Consider the following 12,647-nt stretch of genomic DNA (forward strand, 5'->3'; position numbering starts at 1 on the left):
CGATGATAGATCTAAAACTTAGGGAAGCCAGAGACAGCCTATCAACCAAGGAAAAGCAGGTCGCTGAATACATTATTGCTAATAAAAAAAACATGCAAAGTATTAGCATTCAATCTTTGGCACAAGAAAACAAAGTCAGCACTACCACTATTTTGCGCCTGTGCCATAAGCTTGGTTACCAAGGCTTTAGCGAGCTAAAAATTGATTTAATTTCATCGATAAACAACAAATCATACGGCACGCTGCTACAAGAAGATATTGATATTAATGATTCGATGGAAACGGTGAATTTTAAAGTCAGCCAAATCGAAAAGTCATCGATAGAAGAAACCTGTGCTTTAGTGAATCTTAATGCATTTGCACAGGCTAATGCGCTGATTAGCAAAAGTAAAAAAATAGTTATTTACGGCGCAGGCAGCAGTGGATTAGTTGCAAAAGAGTTTGAATATCAACTCATTAAAATTAAAAAAGACGTGAATTGCCACCTCGACTACAGTATTCAATTTAGCATCGTGAATACATTAGATAAAAATGACTTGGTGATTGTGATTTCCCATTCAGGTGAAAACCACGAGTGCATTAAGTTACTCACATTAGCCCGTGAATTACAGGTGCCAACTATCGCCATAACTAAGATGGGGCAAAGCTCAGTCTCTTCCTTGGCAGAAACCATTTTACATACCACATCAACCGAAAATATCTCGCGGATTATCCCTATTCGCTCAAAAATTTCACAGCTAACTGTCATTAATATGTTGATTACTAACTTGTTTATTAATCAGTATGATGAGTGTATCCAAAAGCAAATTAGCACCCGTGCAGAGCGTTTCTCACGCTTAAATAGCAACAATTAATTTTTATTTCTCTTCTTCATCTTCTCGAGGTGGCACGATATCGCCACTTCGATCTCGCTCACAAAACTGACCCTTTCTTGCTGGCTAATCCTTTTCATTCCTCTTTTTTGTGATATTGTTACTTAGAAATAAATATATAAAAGTAACTTTATTACTAAAATAAAAAGCAAGATATAAAGGGGAAAAAATGAGCTCTCAACTACCCATCATACTGGCAAGCCATGGCCCTTTTGCACAAGGGCTACTGGAGTGTGCAGAAATGTTAATTGGCACTCAGGAAGATATCAGCGTGATATCCATCCAAAGAGAAAGCAATATTAATGAGGTCAAAAAGCAATTATTCGATACCTATCAGCGAATCAACCAAGGCAATGGTGTGCTCATTTTAGTTGACCTGCTCGGTGGTTCACCGTGCAACTTAGCCAGCGAACTGGTGTTAACACAAAATGATGTTGCGCTGTATTGCGGGATCAACGTCCCTACTTTCCTTGAGATTTTAAGTAATCGCGATTTGCCTTTACATGAAATTCATCAAGTTATCAATGAAGTGTTCCCAGACAGCTGCATTAATGTAGGTGAACAACTTAAACCTGTAATTCAAGATGAAACCGAACTTTAGGAGTAAACCATGCCAATTAATGTTGCTCGTATAGATGACCGACTGATCCACGGACAAGTGATTACCACGTGGGTAAAAAACTTCGATATTGAACAAGTCATTATCGTGAATGACAAAGTTGCCAATGATAGCGTACAGCAATCTGTTCTCACCATGGCTGCACCACCTGATTTGAAAGTGGTCGTTTTTGGCGTTGACAAATTTATCGAGGTATTAAAAAAAGCTGAAATCAAACGCCGCACCATGCTGCTTTTCACCAACAGCGTCGATGTGAACAAGCTGGTTGAGAATGGCTTAAAACTTGAAAAACTCAATGTGGGCGGAATGCGAATGCAAGAAGGACGCCGCAATTTATCCCGCGCCGTTGCAGTGACACCTGAAGAAGAACAAGCCTTTAAGTCATTAATCAACAATAACGTGGCCGTTGAAATTCAGATGGTGCCAAAAGACCCGATTGTTGAATTGAAAACATTACTCAATTAATTCATTTAATTATGCTTATTTTGAATAATAAGCAAGGAGCCTATTATGTTGGTTGAGGCCATTTTAATCGCAATTTGGGCGGGGATTTGTTCGCTGGATGATGTTGGTCCACAAATGCTCCGACGCCCACTATTAACGGGTACTGTCGCTGGTATTATTATGGGCGATATGGTTCAAGGGTTAGCGATCAGTGCCACATTAGAGTTAATGTGGATGGGTATTGGTAATGTGGGCGCATATTCTGCACCTGATATTATTGCTGGTTCAATTATTGGTGTTGCGCTGGGTATCGCTTCAAATGGTGGGATTGCAGCAGGTATTGCCCTCGCCGTTCCTGTCTCCATTTTATGTCAGCAATTACTGATCATTTGGCGCTCGTTTGCCAGTTTCTTAAACGTCTGGGCCAGTAAATCGATACTCGATGGTAACTATAGCGGTTTAACGAAAGTCCATTATTTTTCAACACCATTGTGGTTTTTCATTCGGGCAGTTCCATGTTTTATCGCCGTCTACTTCGGTAGTGACTTAGTCAACAGTATCTTAAATGCCGTTCCAGAAAGTATCCTAACGGGTATGGGCGTGGCTTCTAAACTGATCCCAGCCGTCGGTATTTGTATCCTGTTATTGATGTTACTCAAAGGCAGAATGTGGTTCTTTTTCCTACTCGGATTCATGCTCACCACCTATTTAAAACTGCCAATCATTCCAATTACTTTTATCGCCCTGGCTTTCGCCGTCCTGTATGACATGGCGTTCGCTAATGGCATGCGCCAAGCACCAGAAGAAAAAACAACTCAAACCTCCCAGAAAAATGAAGAAGAGGAGTACGACCTATGACCGATATCACTACCGATACTGTTTCAGATACGGCTTCTGAACAGAAAAAACTCACGAAAAAAGAGTTAAATGGGATGTTTTGGCGAATTCAGACCATGTCATTTTCCTATAACTATGAAAAGCTGCAAACCATTGGTTTTGCCCATTGCATGGTGCCAGTACTCGATAAGCTGTATGAAAAAGCCGACCAAGAAACACGTATTAAAGCGATGCAACGCCACTTTGAATTCTTTAATACTCAAATAAACGCGGGGGCACTGATCCTCGGTGTGACCGCGGCATTAGAAGAAAAAACCACTGAAGAAGAAAAAGAGGCCGTTGTTTCCGTGAAGGCTGGTCTTATGGGGCCTTTTGCAGGGCTTGGAGACAGTTTATTAAAATTTACGTGGTTGCCAATCTGCGGAAGTATCGGTGCGGCCTTTGCACTTCAAGGTAATATTATCGGCCCGATACTGATGTTCCTACTGTTTAACATCGTCAACATCGGTACCAAATATTTCTTTATTCATTACGGGTATAACAAAGGGGTTGATTTAATCGAGCAATCGAAAAAATCAAATATTATTCAACGTATTACCAATATAGCGAACGTCGTCGGGGTGATGGTCCTAGGCTCCTTGATAGCGACTACCGTCAAACTCTCCACCCCGCTAACTATTGCCGTGGGTGAGCAATCCATCAAAGTGCAAGAGATGTTTGACAAAGTTATCCCTAACTTACTTACCCTACTGTTTGCACTCGGTATTTTCTTCCTAGTCCGTCGGTTACAGGGGAAACACACAGTTGCATTGATTGTGGCCATTATGGTTCTCGGCGTGGTGTGTTCTATGTTTGGAATTTTAGGATGATTAAGGAAAATATATGGAAATCGCAGTAAATCGAATTAACGCGTCCACGCTGGAAATTAAATTCAGTGAAATACCCAGCTCACCAGCGGCTTTATATTGGACTGATGAGGCGAATACACAAATTCGCCCCGAAAATTTTATTACCGATAAACTGGAAAGTGCACTGACTGTGCACGACCCTTTTAATGCCAAACAACGTATTTATTTTATCTTGCAAACCGAAAGTGGGTGCCAACTGTTTGCTGAACGAACCTTACCCATTGAAGGGTTAAATAACTTTCGTGACTTTGGGGGATATACCACAACGGAAGGGAAGCAGGTCAAATGGGGGATGTTATACCGCTCTAATCACCTGTTTAATTTAAGTGAGCAGGCAAAAAACTATATTTCTCACCTCGGCATTAAAAGTATTATTGATTATCGAACCCAGAATGAAATCAATAAATTTCCCAACTGCCATATTGGTGAAGATAAAACTTATCATTTAGATGCAACAGCACAAACCGCAGAACTTGCCGCGCAGTTTGCGGCCTCGCCAGATAATGAAGACAAAGCGTTGATTGAGAGCGTTATCCACCATATTCCCAAAGAAATGGTTAACGGGGATGGGTTGCAAATATTGGAGCAATATCGCCAATTTGTTGTCAGCGAGAAATCCAAAGTTGCTTTCCACCAAATGGTTAAGGTGTTGCTTGATGAGCATAATAGCCCGAGTATTCAACACTGTAGAGGCGGCAAAGACCGAACAGGTTATGGCGCGTTGTTGATCCTTTCAATGTTAGGCGTGCCCAAAGAAACCATTGTGCAAGACTACATGGTGACCCATTTTAATCGGCTTGCGCGCAATGAAATTAAAATGGCAGGTTATCGAAAGATCACACAAGACCAAAATGTTTTGGATTATTTACTTTCATTAATTGATACCAAAGAGGCGTTTATTATTGAAGTCTTTAATGCAATGGAAGAAATCTCAGGCTCAGTTGAAGCTTATATTAAAAATGAGCTTAAATTTACCGATAACGATATCAAAAAATTAAAATCTATTTATTTAGATTAATTTTTATTTTAAAAAATTAGAGTTGATTAATTTAGCTGATTAAACGCTAGGGAATTTCATTTTCACAAAATGACAAAATAGCCACACTGAATCGTTCTTTGTGGCTATTTTATTTAAAAAATAACGATAATGATTAAATACTCAAGATCATCATTAACTATTCTATTAAATATGAATTATTGAAAATTTACTTTTGACCATAATACGCATTTTTGCCGTGCTTACGTAAATAATGCTTATCTAACAATTCTTGCTGCATTGCCCCTACCGCAGGCTGTAATTGACGAGTAAATAAATTCATATAGGCAATTTCCTCCAGAACGACCGCATTATGCACGGCGTTATCAGGGTTCGTTCCCCATGCAAACGGGCCGTGGCTATTGACTAGTACCGCAGGAACATCTTTTGCTGTAATGCCTTTTTCTCTAAAGGTTTCAATGATGACGTTGCCCGTTTCCCTTTCATAATCACCGGCAATTTCGCTTTCAGTCATTAAACGCGTGCACGGAATTTCACCATAAAAATAGTCAGCGTGTGTGGTGCCTAACGCGCTTAATGGTTGCCCTGCTTGTGCCCAAATAGTTGCGTGGCGCGAGTGAGTATGCACAATGCCACCAATTTCTGGGAATGCCTTATAAAGCGCCAAATGTGTGTCTGTGTCAGAAGAAGGGCGGTATTTCCCTTCGAGCACTTTCCCCGTTTCTAATGAAACGACGACCATGTCTTCAGCCTGCATGGTTTCATAATCCACGCCAGATGGCTTAATCACCATTAACCCTGCGTCACGATCAACGCCACTCACGTTCCCCCATGTGAACGTCACTAAGTTGTGCTTTGGTAAAGCAAGGTTCGCTTCAAAGACTTGTTGTTTGAGTTTCTCTAACATAATGATCCCCTAGCTATAAAATTTGCTTAAATATCAACAACAAAAATTTATTCTCTGGGTGTGTTTTGTGTGTTGATAACCTGTCTCTACCTATTAAGGTAAACAGATTCTGCTGATTTAAAAAGCAGCCACATTTACAAACTCGCAACAAATCAGGCTTACTCGGTCATACTCGGTCGTAATTGGTCGCATTTAGTCAAATTTCATATGTGGAAAAGTGACTGAGTTAGCCCATTTTTTTTTGTTTCTCATGGATTACACCGAAAGATAACGCAAATAATGAGATTCAAATCACAAATTGAATGTAACGAAACTCCCTGTGTTTCAAATACTGAAATAAAGATCACTTTAAAATGCTTTGTTTTTTTCAAAAAGGGATTACTTGAATCTAGTCACGACAAAAAAAAAGTAACGCAGGCAGAATAAATATCGTGGAAAGAATAGGAGCTAAAAATGTTACAAGCCGAACGCCATAAATTAATTTGTTCCCATGTTGCTCAAAATGGTTCGGCGTTAGTGCGTGAATTAGCTCAGTTATGTCTGGTTTCCCAAGAAACTATTCGCCGTGATTTAACGGTACTGGAGCGCGAGAATCGTATCATTCGTAGCTTCGGTGGTGCTGTCGCCATTGACCAAGAAGAAATACCGATGGTCAATGTGATGCCATCTTCAGTCAAACTCAGTCAAATGGTTGATGGTGCAGAGTCTTTTCGCAAAAGAACTGAAGAGCACCCCGATGCGAAAATGAAGATTTCCAAAGCTGCACTGAAATTTATCCAGCCTGGTGATTGTATTATGTTAGATAACAGCAGTACTTGCTGGTTTCTAGCAAGACAGATCCCTGACATTGATATCACTGTGGTCACGAATTCTGTCAAAATTATCCAAGCCTTAGCGTGCCGCGATCGAGTACGTGTTATTGGGATTGGCGGTGAATATTCAGAACGCCATGATGATTTTCATGGCCCGATTGCAGAAAGCATTATCCGTAGCTTCCAAATTAAAACCTTATTTTTATCGTGCCAAGGTTTTAATATTGAAAATGGTATTCGTGATGGTAGCGAAATAAACTCAAAACTGAAAAATATTATGCTGCAGGTTTCTGAGAATACTGTTTTGCTCGCCGATAACAGTAAGCTTGGAAAATATGCGTTTAGCCAAGTTTGTACATTTGATGATATTAATGTGCTAATTACCAATAAGCTTAATGATACTAATTTTCAAACACAATTTCCGAATTTGAATATTATCGAGTGCGATAAGTAATTTATTAAAATATAAAAAGTCCGTAACCGTGATGTAAGTAAAATAATAATTGTTAATTTATTTTCTGTATTAAAAAGTGCAGGGATATTATGTACCCATAATTCCTAAGCACTTAATTATAGGCATACCTAAATTCGATAATAACATTGACCCTACGTTGATGAGATAGCCGATTTTAGTATCCATCTACACTAAGGAATACAACTATGAACATGAAGAAGCTAGTTTTACCTTGTTTAATGAGCGTTGCACTGTTTTCAAATGTTGCGATGGCTGAATCTCAAAAAGCACAAAAACCCTTTACCATGGGCGTTGTGGTGAAAGTCGGTGGTATTCCTTGGTTTAACGTGATGGAACAAGGGATCACAGAAGAAGGTAAAAAACTCGGTGTGAATGCATTCCAAGTTGGTCCAACAACCGCTGATCCTGCAGAACAAGTTCGTGCAATCGAAGATTTAATCGCAAAAAAAGTGGATGTTATCGGTGTCGTGCCAAATGATGCAAAAGTGCTTGAGCCTGTACTGAAACGTGCACAAGAAGCGGGTATCAAAGTTATCACCCACGAATCACCAAACCAAACGAACGCAGACTGGGACTTCGAATTACTCGACACCCAAAGTATGGGCGCTAACCATATGAGAGATATGGCTGCCTGTATGGGTGAAGAAGGTAAATACGCCATGTTTGTCGGTAGCTTAACCGTTCCTCTGGTAAATGAGTGGGCAGATGCGGCCATCGCTTACCAAAAAGCCAACTACCCGAAAATGCAAATGGTCGATGACCGTTTCGGCGTAGCTGAATCCGTTGATGACTCAATGCGTACCGCTAATGACCTGTTATCCAAACATAAAGACCTAAAAGGCATCATGTCATTCGGTTCACAAGGCCCTATCGGTGCGGGTCGTGCTATCGATAAACGCCGTAAAAATGCTGAAACATGCGTATTCGGTACTTTCACCCCAGGCCAAGGCATCAAATTACTGGAAAAAGGCGCAATTGATGGCGGTTATATTTCCAATCCAAAAGTGGCAGGGCAAGTTTTCGTTCAAGTTGCGACCGCAATGATGAATGGCGAAGCGATCAAAGATGGCGTTTCAATCGGGGATATGGGTGAAATTAAAGTCAGTGGCAACACAATTTTAAGCGATAACCCAGTTAACCTGAATATTGAGAATACCAAAAAACTGGTTGAAGTCGGCCTGTAATTACCCTCTATAAAATGTCATATAAAACAAAAAAATAAGATTTACCCAGATTTTAAATTTTCTGTTTTCAAATCGTTCGAGTTGCCACCAATAGCGTGGCAGCTTGAATGATGAAGAACAAGCCAACACCAATTTATTTGCAGTAGGAATTGTACTTATGACAACCACCTCAAAAGCTGACAAATCCGATCCACTCATTACCTTGCGCGACCTTTCAAAAAGCTTTGGCGGCCACCGCGCGCTACGCAATATCGATTTGACGCTCAACAAAGGTGAAGTGCACTGCTTAGCGGGCACGAATGGGTGTGGGAAGAGCACACTGATCAAAACCATTAGTGGTGTCTATGCCCCTGATGACGGTAGCAAAATTGAGATAGACGGCAAAAGCTACAACCGTCTTACCCCAGACAAAGCCCGTGAATTGGGCGTGCAAGTTATCTACCAAGATTTATCGTTATTTCCGAACTTAACCGTTGCGGAAAATATTGCATTTGAACTGAATCTCAAAGGCTATTTTGGTTGGTTTCGTCAAAAACAACTGCGCGAAAAAGCATTAGAGATCTTAAACGAACTCGCTTTTACCATTAATCCAGACACGCCCGTGCAGTTTTTACCCATCGCCCAGCGCCAGCAAGTCGCAATTTGCCGTGCATTAGTCGCAGACGCACGTCTGGTGATTATGGATGAGCCAACAGCTTCCTTAACCCGTACCGAAGTAAACCAGCTTTTATCTACAGTTAACTATTTAAAAAATAAAGGTATTACGGTCGTATTTGTTAGCCACCGTTTGGAAGAAGTGAAAGAAATTTCAGACCGTATTACGGTTATCCGTGATGGGCAAAAAATTGGCACATGGCCAGCAGAAGGCCTCACTACCCGTAAAATCACTGAACTCATGACGGGCTTAGACATCGTCCATGAGCGTAAGCCACCAAATAATGCCGAAGACCGCCGTTCCGTGTTAGAGCTGAAAAACTTAAGCCGTGCGGGGCAATATAGCGATGTTTCACTGAACTTAAAACGCGGTGAAGTACTGGGTTTATGTGGTTTGTTAGGTTCTGGCCGTACTGAGCTCGCCTTATCGCTGTTTGGGATCACCCATCCCGATAGCGGTGAAATGAAAATTGAAGGCAAGCCAGTTAAGTTAAAAAACAATACCGATGCGATTAAACATGGCATTGGTTATGTCTCTGAAGACCGCCTGACATTAGGTGCGATTTTGCAACAATCCATCGCGGACAATATGGTGATTTCGATTCTGGATCGCCTTAAAACCCCACTGCATTTAATCGATGAAAAACAGTGCCAAGAAATTGTGCAAGAGTGGATCGCCGACTTAGACATCAAAGTCACTGACCCCAATAACGCCCTTTCGACGTTATCGGGCGGTAACCAACAAAAAGTGGTACTGGCGAAATGGATTTTAACACGCCCTAAAGTGTTAATTTTAGATTCACCAACCGTTGGGGTCGATATTGGTGCAAAAGACAGTATTTACAAGCTAATCCACCGCTTATCAGGTGTGGGAATTTCCATTTTATTAATTACCGATGAAGCCTCCGAAGCTTATTACAACTGTGACCGAATTATACATATGAAACAAGGTTCTATCGTTAAAGAGATTGTGACGGATTCCATCAATGAGCAGCAATTGGAGGAAATCATCAATGGCTAATTGGCAAAAACTTCGTCCCCAATCTGTCGAAGGTTGGTTAACGTGGGTCATCCTAATTATGGTGATTTTCTTTACCACCATGAGCCCGCAATTTCTGACGATCCAAAACTTACTCGACCTCAGTGAAAGCTATGCGGTTACAGGCATCTTTGCATTAGGGTTATTTGTTGTCTTAGTCACCGGCGGGATTGATATTTCCTTCGCTGCCGTGGCTTCTGTGGTGCAGTACGTCATAGCGACATGGCTACTTCAAGGCTTTATTGCCAGCCCAGCATTAAGCATCACGCTGGCGATTATCATCGGGATCACTTTTGGCTTAATCAACGCGATTTTAATTTACTCGCTGAATGTGGTGTCGATCATTATCACCATCAGTATGCAATCACTGCTATTTGGTATGTTGATGTGGCTAACTAACGGGCACAGCATTTATGACCTGCCTGATTGGTGGGTTGATCCTGTGACCATCTTACCTTTCGAGGTAGACGGGGAATATTACCAAATTGGCTTGCCACTCGTTGTTATGTTGGGGATCGCCTGTTTAACCTGGATTTTAATGAACAAAACCCACATTGGTCGCCAACTGTATGCAGTGGGGGGTAGTCAAGAATCAGCATCTCGCATCGGGATTCGGGTATGGGTAATTTACCTGTTTGCATACGGTTATCTTGGTGCAATGGCGGCCATTGGCGGCATGTTACAGACCTACCGTATGAGCGAAGTCGTGCCAAGTGCTCTCGTGGGAGGTGAGTTAGATGTACTCGCGGCAGCCGTGTTAGGGGGAGCAAGTTTATCTGGTGGGCGCGGAAGCGTTATTGGTACGCTGATGGGGGTATTCCTCATCGGTATCTTGAAAAACGGCCTTAACCTGATTGGTGTCTCAAACTACTTCGTCAATATCGTCATCGGTATGGTTATTCTCATTGCGATTTGTATTACCCACTATAAGAAACGCAAAGAGACGGACGTAGGTTTTGTTTAACAGGAATATCACCATGAAAAAACAAGCTTTTTTTAAAATTGATGGCTCTGTTATCGGACTGCTTTCAATCTTTGTACTGGCTATCGCGGCCTTCAGTATCGCGATGCCAGGGCACTTTTTCACTCAAAATACATTTTTGAGTATTACCTTCCAGCTCCCTGAGTTGGGGTTACTGACATTTGCCATGTTCGTGCCTATGTTAAGCGGCGGCTTGAACCTTGCGATCATCAGTACTGCCAACTTAACTGGGTTGTTTATGGCGTGGGTATTTATCAACTATCTCCCCGTCGATGCAGGTACGGGCACGCAGATTATGTGGCTCGTGATAGCTTTAGTGGGCGCCACAGTGATCGCCGTGATTATCGGTAGCTTAACGGGGTTAATGATTTCCCATATCGGTGCCCACCCTATCCTCGTGACTTTAGGGACAATGACCATCATCAGCGGTATTGGCGTATACCTGACCAAAGGTGCGGCGCTCAGTGGGATGCCACCGATTGTACGCGCTATCGGTTCTGATACCGTCTTTGGTGTACCGATTGCCATGATTATCTTTATTGTCACCGCTGTTTTATTGGCGCTGTTCTTAGGCTGTACCCGCTTGGGTAAAAACATCTACATGAGCGGCAGCAATATTAACGCAACGTGGTTCAGTGGCATTCGAACTGACCGTGTGATGATAGCGATTTACACCATTTCGAGCCTGCTGTGTGTGCTGGCAGGGCTGATTATGATGGCGCGCTTTAACTCGGCGCGTATGGGATACGGTGACTCTTATTTATTACTGACCATCCTTGCTATCGTATTAGGCGGAACCAACCCATTCGGGGGAGTTGGTAAGGTGAGCCGTGTGTTCTGTGCACTCTTGGTTTTGCAGGTGATTGCTACAGGTTTAAGCCTGCTCGGTATCAGCTTGCACTTTAACCTTGCGGTTTGGGGTATCACCTTAATCTTGGCGTTAGCGTTCAAATTCTTTAAAGAAAAATGGAGCGCCAAACGTGCGATGACCCGTAACCAAAAACTCAATAAAGCATCGTCACAAAGTTAAATTTTTCAGGGAGATTATTATGCGCAAGCATCCGATTGGAATTTATGAAAAAGCCTTACCGAAAAACAGCAGCTGGTTAGAAAAGTTAGCCATAGCCAAAGCCGCGGGATTTGATTTTGTTGAAATGTCGGTGGATGAAACTGACGAGCGCCTTGCCCGATTAGACTGGAGCCAAGCAGAGCGCTTAGCACTCGTCAAAGCCATGCAAGACACTGGCGTTCGCATCCCAAGTATGTGTTTATCTGGTCATCGTCGCTTCCCATTTGGTAGCCATGATGAAGCCACGCGCGTGACGGCATATACCTTAATGGAAAAAGCCATCAAACTGGCTCAAGACTTAGGTATCCGCACTATCCAGTTGGCTGGCTACGATGTCTACTATGAAGAGCAAGATGCCCAAACCATTGCAAATTTTGAAAAAGGGATGCAATGGGTCAGTGAAATCGCAGCCGCTTCCCAAGTAATGTGTGCGGTGGAGATCATGGATACACCATTTATGAATTCCATTAGCAAATGGCAAGCATTATCCGACAAAATTCGCTCACCATGGTTCAGCGTTTACCCAGATGTCGGCAACCTGACAGCTTGGGGTAATGATGTAGAGCAAGAATTCACAAAAGGTATTGAACATGTCGCGGCTATTCATTTAAAAGATACTTATGCTGTCACTGACACCTGTAAAGGGCAATTTCGCGATGTGCCATTTGGTGAAGGTTGCGTCGACTTTGTGAGTTTATTCAAGCTGTTAAAACGTCTAAATTACCGTGGTACTTTCTTAATTGAAATGTGGACGGAAAAAGCCGATGAGCCACTAGTCGAAATTATTAAAGCGCGTCAGTGGATGGAAGATAAAATGCAGCAAGCGGGTTGGAACAACGCGTAAAGGA

At 42.1% G+C, this 12,647-nt stretch carries 13 protein-coding genes; 12 read left to right on the plus strand and 1 reads right to left on the minus strand.

The features are described from left to right. The first annotated feature begins 2 nt into the window (after positions 1 to 2). The 6 genes from ACE2AL_RS17745 (at position 3) to ACE2AL_RS17770 (ending at position 4,698) form a co-directional block, all read left to right on the plus strand. Positions 3 to 854, plus strand: coding sequence for a MurR/RpiR family transcriptional regulator (locus ACE2AL_RS17745; protein ID WP_375083735.1), 852 nt, complete (start codon positions 3 to 5; stop codon positions 852 to 854). 187 nt (positions 855 to 1,041) lie between these two features. Beyond that, the gene (locus ACE2AL_RS17750) at positions 1,042 to 1,473 is read left to right on the plus strand and encodes a PTS mannose transporter subunit IIAB (RefSeq protein WP_353165856.1); all 432 of its coding nucleotides are present in this window, start codon (positions 1,042 to 1,044) and stop codon (positions 1,471 to 1,473) included. A gap of 9 nt (positions 1,474 to 1,482) precedes the next feature. Then, a complete protein-coding gene (locus ACE2AL_RS17755) occupies positions 1,483 to 1,956 on the plus strand; it encodes a PTS sugar transporter subunit IIB (protein WP_206083407.1) in 474 nt (157 codons plus the stop codon). A gap of 45 nt (positions 1,957 to 2,001) precedes the next feature. Beyond that, on the plus strand, positions 2,002 to 2,793 hold the full coding sequence (locus ACE2AL_RS17760; protein ID WP_206083406.1) for a PTS sugar transporter subunit IIC: 792 nt from the start codon (positions 2,002 to 2,004) through the stop codon (positions 2,791 to 2,793). Continuing rightward, positions 2,790 to 3,641: a PTS system mannose/fructose/sorbose family transporter subunit IID gene (locus ACE2AL_RS17765; RefSeq protein WP_206083405.1), complete on the plus strand. Its 852-nt coding sequence runs from the start codon at positions 2,790 to 2,792 to the stop codon at positions 3,639 to 3,641. The genes ACE2AL_RS17760 and ACE2AL_RS17765 overlap by 4 nt, the downstream gene beginning before the upstream one ends. A 13-nt stretch (positions 3,642 to 3,654) precedes the next feature. After that, on the plus strand, positions 3,655 to 4,698 hold the full coding sequence (locus ACE2AL_RS17770; protein WP_272539339.1) for a tyrosine-protein phosphatase: 1,044 nt from the start codon (positions 3,655 to 3,657) through the stop codon (positions 4,696 to 4,698). Between the two features lie 187 nt (positions 4,699 to 4,885). Here the strand turns inward: ACE2AL_RS17770 and araD are convergent, their stop codons facing one another. After that, on the minus strand, positions 4,886 to 5,584 hold the full coding sequence (gene araD, locus ACE2AL_RS17775; protein WP_206083403.1) for an L-ribulose-5-phosphate 4-epimerase: 699 nt from the start codon (positions 5,582 to 5,584) through the stop codon (positions 4,886 to 4,888). Between the two features lie 453 nt (positions 5,585 to 6,037). On the opposite strand from araD, the gene ACE2AL_RS17780 reads away from it, so the two are divergent. The 6 genes from ACE2AL_RS17780 (at position 6,038) to ACE2AL_RS17805 (ending at position 12,643) form a co-directional block, all read left to right on the plus strand. Further along, complete coding sequence (locus ACE2AL_RS17780) at positions 6,038 to 6,850, plus strand: DeoR/GlpR family DNA-binding transcription regulator (RefSeq protein ID WP_206083402.1); 813 nt, start codon at positions 6,038 to 6,040, stop codon at positions 6,848 to 6,850. Positions 6,851 to 7,062: 212 nt separating this feature from the next. Further along, positions 7,063 to 8,055 carry a substrate-binding domain-containing protein gene (locus tag ACE2AL_RS17785; RefSeq protein WP_206083796.1) on the plus strand — a complete coding sequence of 331 codons (993 nt, stop codon included), beginning with the start codon at positions 7,063 to 7,065 and terminating at the stop codon, positions 8,053 to 8,055. Positions 8,056 to 8,212: 157 nt separating this feature from the next. Further along, positions 8,213 to 9,730, plus strand: coding sequence for a sugar ABC transporter ATP-binding protein (locus ACE2AL_RS17790; protein ID WP_375083736.1), 1,518 nt, complete (start codon positions 8,213 to 8,215; stop codon positions 9,728 to 9,730). After that, positions 9,723 to 10,712: an ABC transporter permease gene (locus tag ACE2AL_RS17795; RefSeq protein ID WP_206083400.1), complete on the plus strand. Its 990-nt coding sequence runs from the start codon at positions 9,723 to 9,725 to the stop codon at positions 10,710 to 10,712. Before ACE2AL_RS17790 ends, ACE2AL_RS17795 begins: the two co-directional genes overlap by 8 nt. A 13-nt stretch (positions 10,713 to 10,725) precedes the next feature. Further along, positions 10,726 to 11,760, plus strand: coding sequence for an ABC transporter permease (locus ACE2AL_RS17800; RefSeq protein ID WP_206083399.1), 1,035 nt, complete (start codon positions 10,726 to 10,728; stop codon positions 11,758 to 11,760). 19 nt (positions 11,761 to 11,779) lie between these two features. After that, entirely contained in the window at positions 11,780 to 12,643 is an 864-nt protein-coding gene (locus ACE2AL_RS17805; RefSeq protein WP_375083737.1) for an L-ribulose-5-phosphate 3-epimerase, read from the plus strand. The last annotated feature ends 4 nt before the right edge of the window (positions 12,644 to 12,647 follow it).

Origin of the sequence: Providencia xihuensis (assembly GCF_041953405.1) — a bacterium.
GTDB classification, from domain to species: domain Bacteria; phylum Pseudomonadota; class Gammaproteobacteria; order Enterobacterales; family Enterobacteriaceae; genus Providencia; species Providencia vermicola.